Annotated in this window: 17 protein-coding genes and 1 pseudogene; 14 read left to right on the top strand and 4 right to left on the bottom strand. The window is 60.1% G+C overall.

The features are described 5' to 3' along the window. Positions 1–9: 9 nt before the first annotated feature. The 5 genes from rpsQ to DXD94_RS03305 all read left to right on the top strand — a co-directional run bounded on the left by rpsQ (position 10) and on the right by DXD94_RS03305 (position 3,374). Positions 10–270 (top strand): 30S ribosomal protein S17, encoded by a 261-nt coding sequence (gene rpsQ, locus DXD94_RS03325; RefSeq protein WP_117734330.1) that lies wholly within the window; start codon positions 10–12, stop codon positions 268–270. 118 nt (positions 271–388) lie between these two features. Continuing rightward, entirely contained in the window at positions 389–757 is a 369-nt protein-coding gene (gene rplN, locus DXD94_RS03320) for a 50S ribosomal protein L14 (RefSeq protein ID WP_117734331.1), read from the top strand. Positions 758–770: 13 nt separating this feature from the next. After that, on the top strand, positions 771–1,076 hold the full coding sequence (gene rplX / locus DXD94_RS03315) for a 50S ribosomal protein L24 (RefSeq protein ID WP_099432059.1): 306 nt from the start codon (positions 771–773) through the stop codon (positions 1,074–1,076). 468 nt (positions 1,077–1,544) lie between these two features. Continuing rightward, positions 1,545–2,624 carry a Gfo/Idh/MocA family protein gene (locus DXD94_RS03310; protein WP_117763220.1) on the top strand — a complete coding sequence of 360 codons (1,080 nt, stop codon included), beginning with the start codon at positions 1,545–1,547 and terminating at the stop codon, positions 2,622–2,624. A 3-nt stretch (positions 2,625–2,627) separates the two neighbouring features. Further along, entirely contained in the window at positions 2,628–3,374 is a 747-nt protein-coding gene (locus tag DXD94_RS03305; protein WP_117763219.1) for a DeoR/GlpR family DNA-binding transcription regulator, read from the top strand. Between the two features lie 377 nt (positions 3,375–3,751). Here the strand turns inward: DXD94_RS03305 and DXD94_RS03300 are convergent, their stop codons facing one another. Both DXD94_RS03300 and DXD94_RS03295 read right to left on the bottom strand, forming a co-directional pair. Then, entirely contained in the window at positions 3,752–4,411 is a 660-nt protein-coding gene (locus tag DXD94_RS03300) for an RluA family pseudouridine synthase (protein WP_233540309.1), read from the bottom strand. Between the two features lie 15 nt (positions 4,412–4,426). After that, positions 4,427–6,919, bottom strand: a complete 2,493-nt coding sequence (locus tag DXD94_RS03295) for a U32 family peptidase (RefSeq protein WP_117763218.1) — start codon at positions 6,917–6,919, stop codon at positions 4,427–4,429. A 298-nt stretch (positions 6,920–7,217) separates the two neighbouring features. On the opposite strand from DXD94_RS03295, the gene DXD94_RS03290 reads away from it, so the two are divergent. Next, positions 7,218–7,595, top strand: a complete 378-nt coding sequence (locus tag DXD94_RS03290; protein WP_117763217.1) for a RidA family protein — start codon at positions 7,218–7,220, stop codon at positions 7,593–7,595. A gap of 220 nt (positions 7,596–7,815) precedes the next feature. On the opposite strand, the gene DXD94_RS03285 is transcribed toward DXD94_RS03290, so the two are convergent. Further along, positions 7,816–8,472 (bottom strand): transcriptional regulator, encoded by a 657-nt coding sequence (locus DXD94_RS03285; protein ID WP_233540308.1) that lies wholly within the window; start codon positions 8,470–8,472, stop codon positions 7,816–7,818. Between the two features lie 592 nt (positions 8,473–9,064). Here DXD94_RS03285 and DXD94_RS03280 point away from each other — a divergent pair. From DXD94_RS03280 to DXD94_RS09780, 6 genes and pseudogenes are all read left to right on the top strand, one after another. After that, a complete protein-coding gene (locus tag DXD94_RS03280) occupies positions 9,065–9,958 on the top strand; it encodes a uracil-xanthine permease family protein (protein WP_233540307.1) in 894 nt (297 codons plus the stop codon). A gap of 195 nt (positions 9,959–10,153) precedes the next feature. Beyond that, complete coding sequence (locus DXD94_RS03275) at positions 10,154–11,083, top strand: amidohydrolase family protein (RefSeq protein WP_117763216.1); 930 nt, start codon at positions 10,154–10,156, stop codon at positions 11,081–11,083. A gap of 150 nt (positions 11,084–11,233) precedes the next feature. After that, the gene (gene ygfK / locus DXD94_RS03270) at positions 11,234–14,233 is read left to right on the top strand and encodes a putative selenate reductase subunit YgfK (RefSeq protein WP_117763215.1); all 3,000 of its coding nucleotides are present in this window, start codon (positions 11,234–11,236) and stop codon (positions 14,231–14,233) included. 11 nt (positions 14,234–14,244) lie between these two features. Then, positions 14,245–14,502: a hypothetical protein gene (locus DXD94_RS09790; RefSeq protein WP_233540306.1), complete on the top strand. Its 258-nt coding sequence runs from the start codon at positions 14,245–14,247 to the stop codon at positions 14,500–14,502. A 12-nt stretch (positions 14,503–14,514) separates the two neighbouring features. Continuing rightward, positions 14,515–15,072 (top strand): annotated as a pseudogene (locus DXD94_RS09785) (molybdopterin cofactor-binding domain-containing protein); the annotation flags it as partial. A 61-nt stretch (positions 15,073–15,133) separates the two neighbouring features. Then, the gene (locus tag DXD94_RS09780; RefSeq protein WP_233540305.1) at positions 15,134–15,973 is read left to right on the top strand and encodes a molybdopterin cofactor-binding domain-containing protein; all 840 of its coding nucleotides are present in this window, start codon (positions 15,134–15,136) and stop codon (positions 15,971–15,973) included. Between the two features lie 208 nt (positions 15,974–16,181). Here the strand turns inward: DXD94_RS09780 and DXD94_RS03250 are convergent, their stop codons facing one another. Then, positions 16,182–16,919, bottom strand: coding sequence for an SDR family NAD(P)-dependent oxidoreductase (locus DXD94_RS03250; RefSeq protein ID WP_117734339.1), 738 nt, complete (start codon positions 16,917–16,919; stop codon positions 16,182–16,184). A 156-nt stretch (positions 16,920–17,075) separates the two neighbouring features. Here DXD94_RS03250 and DXD94_RS03245 point away from each other — a divergent pair, with 156 nt between their 5' ends. Further along, complete coding sequence (locus DXD94_RS03245) at positions 17,076–17,696, top strand: TetR/AcrR family transcriptional regulator (RefSeq protein WP_117763213.1); 621 nt, start codon at positions 17,076–17,078, stop codon at positions 17,694–17,696. Positions 17,697–18,010: 314 nt separating this feature from the next. Continuing rightward, a complete protein-coding gene (locus tag DXD94_RS03240; protein WP_117763212.1) occupies positions 18,011–19,402 on the top strand; it encodes an ATP-binding protein in 1,392 nt (463 codons plus the stop codon). The last annotated feature ends 46 nt before the right edge of the window (positions 19,403–19,448 follow it).

Below are 19,448 nucleotides of genomic sequence, written 5' to 3'. Positions count from 1 at the left end.
GGAGAGAACATGACTGATTCGCGTAACACGCGTAAGGTCCGTACGGGTGTCGTTACCTCTGTCTCCGGTGCCAAGACCATCGTCGTCACCATCACCGAGCGCAAGCGTCACCCCAAGTACGGCAAGATGATGACCACCTCCAAGAAGCTGCACGCTCATGACGAGGAGTGCACGGCTGGCGTGGGCGACACCGTCCGCGTTATGGAGACCCGTCCTATGTCCAAGATGAAGCGTTGGCGCCTCATCGAGGTCGTCGAGCGCGCTAAATAAGCAGTCGCTCTTACGACTTGTACGTTTCCGAAGATGTGCGTATGCCTGGCTTGCATACCACGGGCCGTATAAAGGCTGCGCACCTCTCTTCGGTTCTTAGTTCGGAGGAACATCTACCATGATTCAGATGCAAACCATGCTGAACGTCGCCGACAACTCCGGCGCTCGCAAGATTCGCTGCATCAAGGTGCTTGGCGGTTCCAAGCGTCGTTATGCAGGCATCGGCGATGTGTTCATCGGTGCTGTCCAGGAGGCTACCCCTGGCGCCAACGTCAAGAAGAAGGACGTTGTCCGTTGCGTCGTCGTTCGCACCGTTAAGGAGATCCGCCGCAAGGATGGCTCCTACATTCGCTTTGATGACAACGCCTGCGTCGTCATCAACAACGATGGTTCGCCCGTCGGCACCCGTATCTTCGGGCCCGTCGCTCGCGAGCTTCGTGACAAGAAGTACATGAAGATCGTCTCGCTCGCTCCCGAGACCCTGTAGTTAGGGGAGATATATGTATATCAAGAAGGGCGATAAGGTCCAGGTTCTCTCTGGTAAGGATCGCGGCAAGCAGGGCGTTATCCTGCGTGCTCTCCCCGCCGAGAACAAGGTCGTTGTCGAGGGCGTTTCGGTCGTCAAGAAGGCCGTCAAGCCCAACGCTGCCAACCAGCAGGGCGGCATCGTTTCGCAGGAGGCTCCCATCGACGCCTCCAACGTCAATCTCGTTTGCCCCGAGTGTGGTAAGGTTACCCGCGTCGGTCACGAGAAGGACGGCAAGAACAAGCTGCGCGTCTGCAAGAAGTGCGGCCACAAGTTCTAAGCTGCCCGCAACATCAAGTTGCTAGCAAAGGTCCGGATGCCCCACGGCACCCGGGCCTTTTTCTATGCCTACTCATTGGGGATACTCATTGGGGACAGACATAAATGATTGGACATAAATGAGTGCCGTTAGAGTGGCCATTGAAAGACCGGCACCTGGGGACGTTCCTTTTCTGTCGGCAGTTTGGGACGATCCTTAGAGCTGTAGTGCGCCATGTTCGACGAAGCGAAGCGGATCATCCTGTCTTTCGAGTTCTAAGCAGAATTCCCCGTCTCTGTGCAATGACGACTGCGCATTTGTGTGTATTTGTGTGCGTAAAATTACGTGACCTTGCGTGTACATGCGCCGTTTGCGGCTGAATTATGACAATTTGGCGGTAATATACGCAGAAGTACGCACACATGCGCGAATTCGTGCGAATATAGAGCTGTCAGAAATAAGAGACTTTTCACGACGTAGGAGGCACATATGGCAGATTCCAAACAGGCTCCGCTCGATGCTGCGGCAGCAGCAAAGGCAGCGTTCGCTTCGGTTCAGGACAAGCCGTTCCCCGATGATGTCTTTACGGCTCCCGAGCTTCGCTGGGCCGTGATCGGCTGCGGTGTTATCGCCAACCAGATGGCCCAGTCTCTCGCCCTCGCTGGCCGCAAGCTTGCGGGTGTTGCAAATCGCACTCATTCCAAGGCTCAGGCTTTTGCCGAGCAGTATGGCGTTGAGAAGGTCTATGACACGGTCGAGGACCTCTATGCCGATCCTGACATCGATGCTGTCTATATCACCACGCCGCATAACACGCACATCACTTATCTGCGCGCCGCTCTGGCAGCTGGCAAGCATGTCCTCTGCGAAAAGGCCATTACCCTCAACTCTGCCGAGCTTGACGAGGCCCGCGCCATCGCCGACGAGCACAACGTGGTCCTTATGGACGCCACTACAGTGCTGCACATGCCGCTGTATCAGGAGCTCCACCGTCGCATGGAAGCGGGCGACTTTGGCCGCATGAACCTCGCCCAGCTCAACTTTGGTAGCTATAAGGAGTACGGCGACCTGACCAACCGCTTCTACAACCGTAGTCTTGCCGGCGGCGCCATGCTCGATATTGGCGTGTATGCTCTGTCCGTCATGCGCCTCTTTATGGCGAGCCAGCCTGCTGAGGTTGTCTCGCTGGGCAATACCTGTGAGACCGGTGTCGACGTTGCGGGCGGCATCGTCTGCCGTAATGCCGAACAGCAGCTGGGTGTTGTGAGCCTTACGCTCCACTCCAAGCAGCCCAAGCGCTCGGTTATCAGCTTTGACAAGTGCTATATCGAGATAAACGAGTATCCGCGCGCCGATCACGCGACGATTGTGTGGACCGCGGACGGTCATCGTGAGGACGTTGTCGTGGGTACCGAGGCTTACGCCCTGTGCTATGAGATGGCCGATCTTGAGAAGGCCGTTGCCGGCGACGACTCCAAGCGCGAGCTGCTGGATTATGCTTCTGATGTTATGGAGCTTATGACCAAGCTTCGCGCCGACTGGGGAGTCGTGTACCCCGAGGAGGAGTAAACGATGCTTGCGGAAGATAGGCTCAATGCGATTGTATCAATGGTGCAGCAGGCCGGCTCGGTTACCGTTCCGGAGCTTGCTGAGGCCCTAGGCGTGACGGCGTCTACCATTCGGCGCGACCTGCAGACGCTCGATCGAGCGCACCGCATCGCCAAGGTCCACGGTGGAGCGACGAGTCTTGAACGCGCGCATGTGACGCGCGACCTAACGCTTAATGAGCGCAGTGATCTCCATAACGACGACAAGGAGCGTATCTGCGCCCGTGCGGCGGCGCTTGTGGAACCCGAGAGCTTTGTATACATCGACTCGGGCTCCACGACCCTCAAGCTCATCGAGCATCTTCCACACCTTGAAGATGTCACCTATGTGACCGATTCCGTGCTTCACGCTCAGCACCTCGCTTTGCGCGGCATGCGCACCGTGGTGTTGGGTGGCGAGCTCAAACCCGAGACCGAGGCGCTCGTTGGCCCCGATGCCTTGGCAACCCTAGACCGCTACAACTTCAATTGTGGCTTTTGGGGTTCTAACGGCATTGCCGCCGAGCAGGGCTTCACGGCGCCCGATATCGAGGAAGCGCAAGTAAAGCGCATCTCGATGCGCCATACGGCCAAACGCTTCGTAATCTCGGACGCCAGCAAATTTGGCATGGTGGCGCCCGTCAAGTTCGCGGACTTCCGCGACGTAACGATTATTACCGCAGGCGAGGTCCCCGCCAAGTACCAGGCAATGGATAACGTCATAACGGTCTAGCGACGGGACAAGGCCAAAACCATTTAGTTTTCTCAATAGAAAAGCGGCTACGTCCATTACGGGCGTTGCCGCTTTTGTTGTCTACCGGTTTGTCTAAGTCTGTAACAACTAGACCGTTAAAAGTGGGCCAGGTGTTATAGATCGAGATACTTCCGAACCGCGCCGTCCCTTTGTCTCAATCTGTAACATCTGGGACCGATTTTGCCGAGTTACTGTTACAGATTGAGATTTCCCCTTAAGGGGGATTTGAATGTCTCAATCTATAACAGATAGACCGGAAAACGGTTTCTAACTGTTACAGATCGAGACGTTTTGGGACCGCGGCTGAGCCATTGCGGCAAAACCACCACAAAGGTGCCTGTCCCCATTGTGGTGGTTTAGGGCTCCCAGGGGCAGGGGGCTTCGATGTGGATGTGCTCGCCGGTTACGGGATGCGTGAAGGACACGCTGTGGGCGTGGAGCATCAGGCCGCAGGGGCGCGGCGTTCCGTACAGGTCGTCGCCAACCAGGGGATGACGCTCGCTGGCCAGGTGCACGCGGATTTGGTGCTTGCGTCCGGTGAGCAACTCAACATCGATATACGAGCGCGTGGGCAGGCCACGGCGGCTCTTAAGGCGCTTGAGCACCTTCACGCGCGTCTGTGATGGCTTGCCGCTGGCGCCGACGCGCATCTTTCGGCTGTCGTGGCGGTCGCGGGCGATTGGCTTGTCGATGAGCTTTTCGTTCCAGTCGATTTTGCCCTCGGCGAGTGCCAGATAGTGCTTTTCGAACGCGTGGTCGATCACCATTTGGTCAAAGACGGGCTGCGTCTGCTTGTCGAGCGAGAACAGCACCACGCCGGTGGTGTTACGGTCCAGGCGGTTGAGCGGCTGCATGTCGGTCGCGGCAAAACCGTCGCCCATCGCCAGCAAAAGGTCGCTGGCGTAGTCGGTAAGTGTGCGCTCGCCGGTGCCATCGCCGTGGACGATCATGCCGGTGGGTTTGTCGATAGCCATGAGCCAGGCGTCGCAGTAGAGGACTTGAGGTTCTTCGTTCACGTGTAAGCCTTTCGGTTAGCTAATTCCCACAAACATACAGCCCGAGGTGGCACCGCGCAGGCGGGCGGCGGGCTTGCGGCCGGCTTTCGCGGCCTCGACGGCGCGGCGGGTTCGAGCGACGGCACGGCCAATCTCATCGGCCTCGAGCAGTGTGCCGTCCACCATGAGACGACGGACGCCGGCATCGAGCAGCTGCGGAACCTGCGGCGTGAGGTCGATGGGGTAGGCGTCGTACAGGCGCGAGCGGCCATGGATATCGGTGCGCACCGGCATGACCTTGCCATCGATATTCTTGAGCGAGAGCTTGCGGGCACGCAGGCGGCAGTTGGCACAATCGTGGATGCAGCCGTTGGCAACCTGCAGAATGCAATGCTCGCTTGTCATGACGCGCGGGCGGCCAAAGACGGTGATGCCCAGAGCCGCGGGCGCGGCGGCGCCGAGCGAGACAATCTCGTCGAGCGTGATCTCGGGCGAGAGCCAAAACGCATCGGCTCCGCGCTCTGCAAGCGCCTCCATGCAGGGCGTATTGTGCACCGGCAGGCAAGAGCGGACCTCCGCCGTGGCGCCGGCCTGCGCGGCTACGGCGAGCTCGGAGATATTGCCGACGGCGACGGTGGCTCCGGCATTGATCCAGGGATCGACGCGCTCGTGGTCGATGGCGCGACAGACCTCGTCGAGTATGGGCACGATGCCCTGCTCAAATGCGTCGGCGGGGGAGAGCGCGGCGGCCTCGAGCGCATCGGTGGTCATGTAGATGCGCGTGGCGCCCTCGGTACGGGCGGCCTCGGCTGCTTCGAGCGAGGTGACGGCGGCGCAGATCTGCGGCTCATCGCGGTAATGCTCGGGCGCGGGGCGCGTGCATTTGTCGAGCACCGGCAACTCGAGCGTTCTCGCGCGCTCTTCGTACGGCGCCAGAATGGCCTCTTCCAGTGCCTTGCAGGCGGCGGCGCGCACCTTGTGCACGGCGGAGAAGCCCATGCCGCAACCGGCGTCGAGTGCCACATCAAAGCTCGCAGCCTCAAAGGGCGAGGACCCCATGCGCCCGACGTGCTCAACCAGATCGGATGCCTCGACGGCGCGGGTCTTGGCAGCCTCGACGGTAAAGCCCGTGGCTGTTGCCGTAAGCGAAGGGTCGTCACAGCAGGTGAGTGTGAGAGTAAACGGATCGCCCAAACGCGCCACAACGGACACGTCTACGGCGCGGCGGCGCAGCACGTCGCGCTTGAGCGCGGCGCCGGCGGCATCGATGGCGCGCTGGCTGCGGATGACGCGCACGCGGCAGCCCTCGGGCATGCTGCGGGGCACGCGGCACTCGATGATGTCACCGGCGGCGGCATCATCGGCGGCGATGGTGGTCAGGAACTGGTCAAACTCGTTATCGTGGCGAAGCTCCAGCAGGTCGCCCTTGCCCACGGGCTCAAACAGCTCAATGCGGGCGATGGCGGCGCGGCGACGGCGGTCGTCGGGCTTGAGGCCGCGCACATCGCGGTTGGCCGAGCGGCTGCCCAGCACCGTGCCCACGATCTGGCCGCGGTTGTTGGAACGCTCATAGCTCATCATCTCGTCGCCCGAGGTACCGTCCTGATAGGCGTGCGTAAAGTCGCGGTTGAAGCAGCGCTTGAGCTGGCGCTGACGGGCGGCTTCCTCATCCTCGGCAACGGTGGCTCCGGATAGCATGTCGTCAATTTCGTGACGATACACATCAACGATGGAGTACACGTAATCGGGCGCCTTCATGCGGCCCTCGAGCTTGAGCGACGCGGCGCCGGCGTCATACAGACGGCGAACAAGCTGTGAGGTGTTGGTGTCACGCGGGCATAGCGCACGCTCGCGGCCGGCGGGGGAGAGCGTGCGACCGTTCTCGTCGATCAGCTCGTAGGGCAGGCGGCAGGGCTGGGCGCACATGCCACGGTTGGCCGATCGTCCCGCCATGGCAAAGCTTGAAAGCAGGCACAGGCCCGAGTAGCAAAAGCAGATGGCGCCATGGCTAAAGACCTCAAGGTCCAAATCGGGCGCGGCATCGTGGATGGCGGCAATCTCGTCGATGGAAAGCTCGCGCGAGAGGGTTACGCGGTCGGCGCCCTGCTCGCGGCACCAACGGGTTCCGCGGTCGTCGTGGATGTTCGCCTGGGTCGAGATATGCGTCTCGATGCCGGGCATCGTGCGCTTGACCTCAAAGAACAGGCCCCAGTCCTGGATGATGAAGGCGTCGGCGCCCAGCGTGGAGCAGCGATGGATGAGCTGCAGCGCATCGCTCATCTCGGACTGCTTGATGACGATGTTGACCGTGACGTAGACGCGCGAGCCGGCCAGGTGCGCGGCGCGGCAGGCCTGCTCAAAGGCCTCATCGGTAAAGTTGGTTGCCTTGCGGCGGGCGTTGAAGCTGCCCATGCCGCAGTAGATGGCGTCTGCCCCGGCGGCGAGTGCGGCGGCAAAGGGCTCGGGCCCTCCGGCGGGGGCCAAAAGCTCGGGCCTGCGGTTGGTGGTTCGACTGGCGGTTGCGGTCATATCCTGCCTTTCAAAATGCTCAGATACTCAAAAGTATAGTGGCGCCGTCGCGATGGACGATGCCCGTGCTCCAAGCGGGATAAAGTCTTCAGCAGCTTGGGCTGGCTGACCCCGTGGAGAGCCGTTCGGCGGTCCGGGGAAACCGTTGGGCGATAAAATATTCTTGCAACTTGATAATTATCTTGCATCGCGCGGAAACCTTGAGTACTATCCCAATCAAGCGCGGCATTCAGACCGAACTGTGCCTCCCGGTATGAATGCCGCGCTCCCGTTCCCTTTTACTTGTAAGGAGAAAAACATGAGCAAGACCGTCGTTTCTTCCGATAACGCACCCGCAGCCATCGGCCCGTATTCCCCCGGCATCCAGACCGGCAACATGGTGTTCCTGTCCGGCCAGCTGGGCATCGATCCCGCAACCGGCAAGATGCCTGAGGGCGTCGAGGCCCAGGCTAAGCAGTCCCTTGCTAACGTCGAGGCCCTGCTGACCGCTGCCGGCGCCACGTTTGCCGATGTTGTCAAGACGACGGTCTACCTGGCCGATATTGCCGACTTTGCCGCCGTGAACGAGATTTACGCCTCCAAGTTCGAGACCCCGTTCCCCGCGCGCAGCGCCTTCCAGGTTGCCGCCCTTCCGGCCGGCGGTCTGGTCGAGATCGAGGTCGCCGCCGCTCTCTAAGGCGCTGGCGAAAACAAGACATGACATGCAAAAGAACCCTGCAGCGCGTGTGAAGCTGCAGGGTTCTTTGTGTCAGGGGTAGTCTTTTTGGGACGGGGCTATTTTAGCTACCCCTACATGCAAGATTGATTTTACTCGCGGCTCATCGAGATCACGGGCAGAGGGAGGGTAGCTAAAATAGCCCCGTCCCAAAAAGACTACCCGCGCTCCATTCTGCTCGTTAGCCCTCCTTGCGGACCTTTTGCAGGTAGCGGTATACGCTGGGCTCAGAGATGCCCAGCGCGGAGGCGGCGCAGGCCACGGCGCCCTTGAGCATAAACACGCCGTTGCCGTTGAGATGGCGGATAACATCGACGCGGTCGGCTTGGCCGAGCGAAGAAACTTCCATTCCGCGGCTTTCGAGCAACTCGGAAATACTGCGGTCGATGAGCTCCTGTGTGGACTCCGAAAGGCTTTCGACCTCGATAGGGGCGGGCTCCGTGCGCGTCGGCGCCGCGTCGAAGCACGCCATGAGCTGCTGCGCCATGGCGTTGATGGAGCGCACGGTCGAGAGGTCGGTGTTGACGCAGAGCATGCCGACGATCTCGTCATTCTCGCGGATAAAGTACGTCGCTGACTCCAACGTCTTGCCGCCGGCACCGCGTCCCTCGTAGCCCGTAATAAACGGCAGGTCGCGATACTTGGCGTCGTGCATGATCTTGAGTGCCAGATCGGTGGCGGGACCGCCGACCTTGCGGCCGCTCACGATGCCGTTGCGGATATCGACGATGGCGTGGTCGGGATCCGAGAAATCGTGCAGCACGATTTCGCTGTTCTTACCGAGTACCTGCTCCAAGAAATCGACCATCGGCAAAAAGCGACGTACGGTCTCGTTCACGGGCAACTCCTTTGGGTTCTATCGAAGTGTTCATAACAGTTTTTCTCATGGTAACACGCTGCCCATCATCTCGCATATCCGCAGGTACATTGCGTAATACAGACGAACGGTAGGATTTTGGCGGTAAGCAGTCGATCAAAAGAAAAGTTAGATGTTATTTTGACCAGACACTTTTTGACCTGCGGAAATGCGTTTTTTCGGCTGAAGAATAGTCTGATAACAAAAAATTATTATTGAGAATGAGAATCATCTTTAATGCGATATGCAACGAAGGCACAACCTCAACCCCGCACTGCGTCACAATAGAGCGTTAGATGCGAAAACAACTACTTCGAGGATTGGTGGTCAAATGACCCAGGAGACGGTTACGAACGGCACTGAAGCCCTGTTCACTCGCGAAGGCATGCCTCCCGTTAAGGCTTTAGCTTTGGTGCGCTGCTGGGCGGCGAGATCGTCGGCGGCGCCGTTGTGGTCCTCTTTGGTCTGGCCTACAGCAAGATCAAGTAGCTGTTCCCGCCCGTCGTGACCGGTACGGTCATCTTCTCCATTGGCGTCTCTCTATCCCACGGCCGCCAAGTATATGGCCGGCGGTATGGGTACGCCGTTGTGGGGTACCCCGCAGGCCTGGTACGTCGCTCTTATCACCTTTGTCGTGGTCTTTGCGCTCGCCAACTTTGGCAAGGGCACGCTCAAGTTGGGCTCCGTGTTCTTTGGCATGATCGTTGGCATGATCGTCTCCATCCCCTTTGGCATGATCGACTTCTCCAGCGTCGCCACCGCTCAGGTCTTCGCCCTTCCCAAGCTCATGCCCTATGCGCTCGAGTTTGATCCCGAGGTCTGCATCACCCTCGCCGCCGTGTTCCCCATGGTTGCCATCCAGGTTATCGGTGACGTCTCCGCCGCCTGCCTGGGCTCCATCGACCGTATGCCCACCGAGCGCGAACTCTCCGGCGCTATCGTGTCCCAGGGCCTCACTTCTATGGTCGGCGGTCTGCTGGGCGGTCTTCCCACCAGCGCCCTTGGCCAGAACGTGGGCATCATCTGCTCCAACAAGGTCGTCAACAAGTGGGTCTTTGTGATCATCGCAGCCGTCTTTGCCATCGCCGGCCTGTCCCCGCAGCTCTCTGCCGTCCTTTCCGCTATCCCGCAGCCCGTCATCGGCGGCGCGACCGTCGGCGTCTTTGGCACCATCACCATGAACGGCGTGCGCATGTTCACCCGCGAGGGCCTCACGCAGCGCACCACCACCATCGTCGGCACCTCCGTTGTCTTTGGCCTGGGTATCTGGATGGCCAGCGGTTGCCTTGCCGGCGAGGGTATGCCCACCTGGGTGTCCACCGTCATCGGCTCCAACGCCGTGATCCCCACCGCCATCATGGCCATCGTGCTCAACCTGATCCTTCCGCAGACGCCGGTCGTGGCTCAGCACATCGATGCTGCCAAGGACGCTGCCGTGGATCTGGTCTTGCCCGAGAGCAAGAAGTAACCAATTCGGTACTATTCGTCGGCGGACGCATCGCCTCGTCCGCCGGCGCCATGCGGCGTCAAGCCGCACTTCAAAGGGTTTGTCCCTTTGGTGAAGCGTTGACGGGAGAGGGCCCGTTTCCGGTGTAGGCCGGCACTTCGCACTCCGCCATGTCAGAGGTGTCAAACCCCGCCCCTGATGTTGAAGGGAGCATATATGCTTCTGGTCGCTAACGGTTCCGTCTTTACCCGCAACACTCAGACCCCGTTCATTCCCAACGGTGCGGTCGTCATTGACGGAGATACGATCGTCGAAGTGGGCCCCGAGCGCGAGCTCAAGGCCAAGTACCCGGATGCCGAGTACGTCGACGCCCAGGGCAACCTCATCATGCCCGGACTTATCAACTGCCACACCCACATCTACTCGGGTCTGGCCCGCGGCCTTGCCATTAAGGGCTGCAACCCCACCAACTTCCTGGAGAATCTTGAGCAGCAGTGGTGGAAGATCGACGACAACCTGACGCTCGACGGCACCAAGGCCAGCGCCTATGCCACGATCCTGGATTCCATCCGCGATGGCGTCGCCACGATCTTCGATCACCATGCGAGCTTCTGCGAGATCCCGGGAAGCCTCTTTACCATTAAGGATGCAGCTCAGGAGCTGGGCATGCGTTCGTGCCTGTGCTACGAGGTCTCCGATCGCCGCGGCCAGGAAAAATGCGACCAGGCCATTGCCGAGAACGCCGAATTTGCCCAGTGGGCCGCCAAGGAGCGTCGCGATAACGACAACCACATGATCGCCGCCATGCCCAACGTGGGCTGGTGCGAGGCTATGACCATGCTGTTCGAGAACAACGCCAAGATGGCCAGCAAGTACTTCGATCGTAAGCTCGGTGTGCTTGAGCCCGGCGCTGCCGCCGACGTCATCGTCATGGACTACAAGCCCTTTACGCCGCTGAGCGAGGAGAACATCGACGGCCACATGCTCTTTGGCATGATGGGCAAAAACTGCCGCACCACCATCATCAACGGCCGCGTCCTGTACAAGGATCGCGAGTTCGTTGGCATTGATGAGGACAAGATCAACGCGTGGACCATGGCCGAGTCCAAGAAGCTCTGGAGCACGCTCAACGATCGCGCCTACTAATTAACAAGTAGATTCACGCGCGTCGGATGTTTCGCCGCATCCGACGCGCGTATAGGCGACCTCCGCGGGGTCGCCGGCGCTTGTGCTAGCGCTACACCGTATTTGCGCCCGCCGCGCGGTCTCGCCGGGCGCTACAGAGAGGAGCTCACTATGAGCGACATCATGAGGCCGATCCCGTTTTCGCAGCTGATGAACTGGATCATCGAGGAGCATAAGACCCAGGACGCCATCTTTGGCGTGCGCAAGATGGTCACGACCAACCAGGAGGGCGCGCTTCCCATTTTTGACGAGCGCATCGAGACCCCGTTTGGCCCAGCTGCCGGCCCCAACACGCAGCTTGCCCAGAACATCGTGGCATCCTACGTGGCCGGTTCTCGTTTCTTTGAGCTCAAGACCGTTCAGGTGATGGATGGCGAGGAGCTCTCCAACTGCGTCAACAAGCCCTGCATTGTGGCGCAGGACGAGTGCTACAACTGCGAGTGGTCGACCGAGCTCGAGGTTCCGCAGGCCTTTGCCGAGTACGTGAAGGCATGGTTCGCCTGCCACCTGATCGCTCGCGAGTACGGCCTGGGAAGCCCGGACGGCTTTGTCTTCAACATGTCCGTGGGTTATGACCTCGAGGGTATTAAGAGCCCCAAGGCCGACGCCTACATCGAGGGCATGAAGGACGCCAGCGGCTCTGACGTCTGGAACGAGTGCCGCACGTGGGCGCTCGCTAACCTGGACAAGTTTGAGCATGTCGATGCCGCGTTTGTCGAGTCCATCCCGGCGCGTGTCTCCAACTCCATTACCGAGTCCACGCTGCATGGCTGCCCGCCGGCGGAGATCGAGCGCATCGCGACCTATCTGATCACCGAGAAGGGCCTCAACACCTACATCAAGTGCAACCCCACGCTGCTGGGCTATGAGTTTGCCCGCCAGCGTCTGAACGAGCTGGGCTTTGACTACATCGTCTTCGATGACACGCACTTCCGCGAGGACCTGCAGTGGGCCGACGCCGTGCCCATGTTCGAGCGCCTGATCGCCCTGTGCGCCGAGCGCGGCCTGGAGTTTGGCGTCAAGCTGACCAACACGTTCCCCGTCGATGTGACGAGGAACGAGCTGCCCTCCACCGAGATGTACATGTCGGGCCGTTCGCTGTTCTCGCTGACCATCGAGGCCGCCCGCCGCATTGCCGAGCAGTTCGATGGCAAGCTGCGTATCAGCTACTCCGGCGGTGCCACGGTCTACAACATCCGTGCTCTGTACGATGCCGGCATTTGGCCCGTTACCCTGGCGACCGATGTGCTCAAGCCCGGTGGCTACGAGCGCTTTAGCCAGATGGCCGGCGAGTTTACCGACCTGGACGGCAAGCCGTTCGCGGGCGTCTCTCTCGAGGCCGTGACTGCGATCCAGACCGACTCGCTCACCAACCCGCTCTACAAGAAGCCGCTGCGCCCGCTGCCCGACCGCAAGGTCGCAGGCAAGAGCCCGCTTTCCGACTGCTTTACCACGCCGTGCCGTACGAGCTGCCCCATCCAGCAGGATATTCCCGCCTACCTGGCGGCTGTTGACGAGGGCCGCTACGAGGACGCGCTTAACATCATCATCGAGCGCAACGCCCTGCCGTTCATTACCGGTACCATCTGCCCGCATCCCTGCGGCCGTTCCTGCGAGCGTGCGTTCTACGAGCCCGAGGGCGCCCAGATCCGCACCAGCAAGCTCAAGGCCGCCCGCGAGGCCATGACCGCCGTGCTGCCCAAGCTGCGCGCCCAGGCCATCGCCAACGACGGCGAGCGCAACGTTGCCGTTATCGGCGGCGGCCCTGCCGGTCTGGCGACGGCGTTCTTCCTGACGCGTGCCGGCGTGCCCGTCACCATCTTTGAGGCCCGCGACTCGCTCGGCGGCGTGGTCCGTCACGTGATCCCCGAGTTCCGTATCGCCAGCGACGATATCTCCCACGACGCCGAGCTCTGCCTGGCCTTTGGCGCCAAGGTGCAGCTCAACGCTCGCGTGGATTCCATCGACGAGCTCAAGGCCCAGGGCTTCACCGACGTGGTCGTGGCCACCGGCGCCTGGATGCCCGGCTCTGCGGGCTTGGGCGAGGGTGCCGAGCTCGACGTGCTGGAGTTCCTCGAGGCCGCCAAGAAGGGCGAGAAACTCGAGCTGGGCGAGGACGTCGTAGTCATCGGCGCCGGCAACACCGCCATGGACGCCGCCCGTGTAGCCAAGCGCCTGGCAGGCGTGAAGAACGTGCGCCTGGTGTATCGCCGCACCAAGAAGCAGATGCCTGCCGACGAGGAAGAGCTCGATTTTGCTCTTGCCGATGGCGTTGAGTTCTGCGAGCTGCTGGCGCCCAAGGCGCTCAACGGCGCCGTGCTGACCTGCGACGTTATGGAGCTTGGCGAGCCTGATGCAAGCGGTCGTCGCAGCCCCGTCGCCACGGGCGAGACCGTCGAGCTTCCCGCCACCACGGTGATCTGCGCCGTGGGCGAGGGCAACGATGCCAGCCTGTACGATGCCGCGGGCGTCGAGCACGACCGTCGCGGCCGCCTTGCCGCCACCTCCACCGGCGTCGAGGGCGTCTGGGCTGCCGGCGACTGCCGCCGCGGTCCGGCCACCGTGGTCGAGACTATCGTCGATGCCGCCGAGGTTGCCCGTGCCATCGCCGGTGTGGACTTTAACAGGTACGCCGACTGCAACGAGCAGGCCGGTCGCGAGGACACCTGCTACGAGCGCAAGGGGTTGCTGTGCCGCGACAAGTGCAACTGCACCAAGACTCGCTGCCTGGGCTGCGGCTCGGTGTGCGAGGTCTGCTGCGACGTGTGCCCCAACCGCGCCAACGTGGCCATTAAGGTGCCGGGCCTGGCCAAGCATCAGGTCGTACATGTCGACGGAATGTGCAACGAGTGCGGCAACTGCGCCGTGTTCTGCCCCTACCAGGAGGGTCGTCCCTATAAGGACAAGCTCACCCTGTTCTGGAGCGAGCAGGACATGGAGAACTCCGAGAACGAGGGCTTCCTGGCCGTGGACGAGGACCACTTTAAGGTCCGCGTCGCCGGTACGGTCCGCACCGTCTCGGTCGATGCCGTCAACACCGGTCTGCCCGAGGCCGTCCGCCTGACCATCAAGGCCGTGCGCGACAGCTATCCGTACCTCCTTAAGAAATAGGCGAGTCTCTTATGGCCAAATCCATTCAACATAACGTGGCCTACGCCGCCTGCGGAAGCGGTTGCGCCTCCGCAGGCGGCGACGCCCGCTGCGTGGGCGATGCCATTGTGTTGGTGGTCGCCGAGGACGAAGCGACGCTCGAGAAGGCCAAGAAGCTCGTAAAGATCGATTACGAGCCGCTGGAGCCCGTGCGTAACATTGTCGAGGCCAAGGCTGCCGACGCCCCTCACCTGCACGACAGCTTCTTTGCCTTTGGCAACACGGTGTAGCTCAAGGACAACGTGTGTCAGTGCCGCCATGTGACGCGCGGCGACGCCGCCAAGGCGCTGGCGGAGAGTGCGTTCACCGTGACGCAGCGCTTTACCACGCCCTTTACCGAGCATGCCTTCTTGGAGCCCGAGTGCGCCGTTGCCTTCCCGTACAAGAACGGCGTCAAGGTGCAGTCGACCGACCAGGGCGCCTACGACACGCGCAAAGAGTGCGCCCACATGTTTGGCTGGGATAGCGAACCCGAGCGCGTGGTTGTAGAGACCATGCTCGTGGGCGGCGGCTTTGGCGGCAAGGAGGACGTGTCCATCCAGCACCTGGCCGCGCTTGCTGCCTATAAGCTCCAGCGTCCTGTGAAGTGCAAGCTCACGCGTGCCGAGTCGCTCGCTTTTCATCCCAAGCGTCACGCCATGGACGGCACCTTTACACTGGGCTGCGACGCCGAGGGCAACTTTACCGGCCTGGACTGCGAGATCAACTTTGACACCGGCGCCTACGCGTCGCTGTGCGGCCCGGTGCTCGAGCGCGCCTGCACGCATGCCGTCGGCCCCTACAAGTACCAGAACACCGACATTCGCGGCTTTGGCTACTACACCAACAACCCGCCCGCCGGCGCGTACCGCGGCTTTGTTTTTGCAGGACGTTGCCGAGGCATGTGGCCTGCCGCTTCACTGTATTGCCAACGGCGAGTGCTCCACCGAGGACGCTCCCGACTCCGGCACCACGTCTGGCTCGCGACAGACGGTCGTGACTGGCGAGGCCGTGCGCGGTGCCGCCTTCCTGCTGCGCGATGCCATGCTTGACATCGAAGCCGGCAAGTCTGCGCCCGCCGCTCCCGTGAATGCGCATGGCGACGGCGTCAAGATCGAGTACGACGACGGTCGCGCCTATCAGCTGCACACGCAGGAGCTCGTCGCCGGCCAGGGTATGCATCCTCAGGATCCCGCGGCCGCCATCAAGGCGCTCGAGGGATGTGAGTTTGGCTACGTGTACCTGGAGCCGACCGACAAGCTGGGTGCGGATGTTCCCAACCCCAAGAGCCACATCTGCTACGGCTTTGCCACACATGTGGTCATTTTGGACGATGACGGCCGCGTGAGCGAGGTCTATGCCGCGCACGATTCCGGCAAGGTGGTCAACCCCATCTCCATCCAGGGTCAGATCGAAGGTGGCGTGCTCATGGGTATGGGCTATGCGCTTACCGAGGACTGGCCGCTCAAGGACTGCGTACCCCAGGCAAGGTACGGTACGCTTGGGCTGTTCCGTGCGCCCGAGATTCCGGATATCCACGCCATCTACGTTGAGAAGGACGAGCTGCTGCCCGTGGCATACGGCGGCAAGGGCATCGGCGAGATCGCAACGATCCCCACGGCGCCCGCCGTGCAGAACGCCTATCGCGCGTTTGATGGCAAGCTGCGTCCGGATCTGCCCATGGTGGATACGCCCTACAGCCGCATCCGTCACCGCGGCTAGGGTAGAGCGCGGACGGCCATTGCTGACAGATCGTCCGCGCTCAACATCAACTGTATATGCCGTGCCTTCCATCGCCCCTCGGTCACAACAAAAGCCCGACCCCTCTTTCGAAGGGCCGGGCAGGAGGCATTGGATTATATGAGGCAGAACCAAAAAACCGCCGCATCGCTCAATCGCCCAAGCGCCGCGGTGTGTGCGGCAACCATGTCTAGGCGGTCATGCCACCGTCAACGATGAGCTGCGTTCCCGTTACGTAGCTGGAATCATCGCTCGCAAAGAACACGGCGACCGTGCCAATCTCACGCGGCTCTCCGCCGCGACCCATGGGAATCTTTGCCAGCGTGTATTGGGTGAATTCGCCGTCGCGCGGCATCATCTCGGAGAAGATCGTTCCGGGACAGATGGCGTTGACGCGAATGCCCTTGGGAGCGAGCTCCGCGCCCATCGAGCGAGTGAACGAGAGCGTGGCCGCCTTGCTGGCGCCGTAGCTGCTCATACCGGGGCAACCGCCAAGGCCGCCGATGCTTGCGACGTTGACGATTGCGCCGCCGTCCGTCATGGCTTTGACGGCAAGCTGCGTGGCATAGACGTAGCTGTGAAGGTTGAGGGCCATCACGCGGTCGAAATCGTTGGCGATGTCCATGGTCTCGACCTGGAAGTTAGTCATCATGCCGGCATTGTTGACCAAGATATCGAGTTTGCCATACGCCTCGATGGTCGCGGAAAAGAGCATATCGACATCCTGCTCGTTTGTCATATCCGCCTGCACAAAGGTCGCGTCATGCCCAGCATCGCGGAGCTCCTTTTCGAATGCCTCGCCCTTTTCGCGGCGTCGACCGCAGAAAACGACCTTGGCACCTTCCTCGCAATAGCACCAGACGACACCCTGGCCAATGCCCGACGTCGCGCCCGTGACGATTGCGACCTTTCCATCAAGTTTGCCCATCTGTTCCCTCCGTTATGTTGTGAATTACGGTATCAAAACCGCTGATAAACTAAGTTTGGTCTATTTCATTCGGCATTACTAGGGGATAAAATATCCAAAAGTGTTCATAAGAGAACACATAATTAACCATCATTCATTTTGCGAAGCCGGTAATCCATGAATCGCTCGAGGAAAGCATACTTAGAGGCACTTGTCGAGTTACTGCGAACAAAGTCGTATTCCAAGATAACGGCGAGTGACATCATCGGTCGTAGCGGCTACGGACGCACGGGTTTCTACCGTCAGTTCTCGGACAAAAATGCGCTCGCCGCCGCGCTCGTCAAAGAGCATACCGCGATGTATGCTCGAATCCTCGCGAACGATCTGCGCGATTCGCAGTGCAACATGGAGGACATGGTGCGGCATATCCTCGAACACGTAATGCAGCATCGAGCGGAGTACCATGCCATTCTGTCGTCGCAGATTCCTGGGCACGGCTTCGATGAGTTCTGTGCGTGCGCGCTCGTCGATTTTCGCATTATGGCGAACGCTCGCCCCAACTGCTCCGATGCCGAGCTCGACTATGACCTGTTCTACTATGCGACCACGCGCCAGTTCGCGGATTATCTGCGCTACTGGGATGCTCACGGATATGAGCCAGCTGCACCACAAATGGCCAAGTGCATCGCAGGGGTGATTGACCACTTGTCGCCGGGGGACGCCTTGCGTTTTGAGAATTCGGATGGCGCGGAGAGTAGGGGAGACGTTGGGCTGATCTCGTTTGCCGAGCTGTCCTAAATTAGTGCCGCGGGTAAAATAAGGTCGACGGCAGCCCAAGTGGTGGAAAGCTGGGCGACGCCGTTACTTAGATCAAGGGGTCAATGCCTTAACGGCGTCGACCCCTCTTCTTTTTCTTCGAACGCTGCTTGAGTGCCTTGGAAAGTCCGACAAGCGCTCGTAGGGCGGATTTGCCCCGGTGCTTCCGGGACATTCCACGTGTGGCGGGGCGCCGCCTCTTTCGCATGCGTGCCGATTGCCATATTACGTTATAGCTAACTATATTATAGGAAGGTATAATATAGTTAGCTATAACGTAAAGGAAGGGAGGCCCTATGTTTATCGGAAGAACAGCGGAAATGTCCGAGCTCAATCGACTGTATGGCACGGGCTCCTTTGAGATGCCTGTGATTTACGGCCGTCGTCGTGTGGGTAAAACGCGTCTTATCACAGAGTTCATCCAAGGCAAGAAGGCTATTTACTTTCAAGCTCGTCGTACTAACGCAGAGGCAAACCTGCACGGCTTTAGCCAGGCGATACTTGCGGGCTCGGTTGGTGCTGCGGGTGTGTCGTTTCGTAGTTTTGACGAGGCATTCGATGCGTTAGCCACCATGGCCCGCGCGGAACGTTTGATTGTCGTGATTGACGAGTATCCCTATCTCGCTCAATCAAATCCCGAGATTAGCTCGTTGCTGCAAGACAAGATCGATCACTTGTACAAAGAGACCAAGCTCATGCTGATTCTATGCGGCTCGTCTCTTTCGTTTATGGAGGAACAGGTGTTGGGCTACGAGAGCCCACTATACGGTAGGCGTACGGCCCAGTTTAAGATCATGCCGCTCGATTTTACGACGACCCTCGGCCTGTGGCACGACATGGATCGCGAAGACGCTGCGGTTTGCTATGGCATGACGGGCGGCATTCCCGCGTATATCGAGAAAGTCGATTCCGCCGCATCGCTCAAGGACAACATCAGACGTCTATTCCTTACCCCTACGGGCTATCTCTTTGAGGAGCCGAGCAACTTGCTTTTGCAAGAGTGCCGTAATCCCGAGCAGTATGATGCGATCGTGCAAGCAATTGCTCAGGGGCGCTCGAGAATCTCGGAGGTTGCGAGCTCTACGGGAATTCCTGCAAGCAATGTAAAGAGCTATGTGGATAAGCTGGCGTCGCTTGGAATTGTCGAGCGCGAGCTGCCCCTAAACGAGACGAGCAATAAGCGAGCCGTGTATCTGCTGAGCGACCAGATGTTTAGGTTCTGGTACAAGTTTGTGCCGCAGAACATCGGGCTGATTCAAAACGATATGGCCGAGATGGCGTACAAGCGCATTGAGCCGTACTTATCGGATTACATGGGCACGGTCTTTGAGCTTATATGCAGGCAGTACGTGTACGAACTTGCGCGGGCGGGCCAGCTCGACGTGGTCCCTGCGACCGTTGGACGCTGGTGGGGGACGGATAATCGCACGCATACGCAGGAAGAAATCGACTTGATTGTTGATGATGGTGATGGCGCTGTGCTGTTTGCGGAATGCAAATGGCGCAATGAGCCGGTGGGCGAAGACGTGCTGCAAAAGCTCGTGCATCGAAGCGAGCTCTTTAGGCGGCAGCAAAAAAGCTACGTGATCTTCTCGAAGCGTGGCTTTACGCAAGGATGTCAGGAAGCTGCGAAGAGCAGGGGAGATACCAAGCTGATTTCGTTTGCCGAGATGTGCGAGCGGAGATAACCAAGCGCGCTCTGATGTGATGCTCGGAATGGGATGCGCTTTCCTT

It is taken from the genome of Collinsella sp. TM10-22 (assembly GCF_003466125.1).
Taxonomy (GTDB): domain Bacteria; phylum Actinomycetota; class Coriobacteriia; order Coriobacteriales; family Coriobacteriaceae; genus Collinsella.
This window is presented reverse-complemented; position numbering and strand designations above follow the sequence as displayed.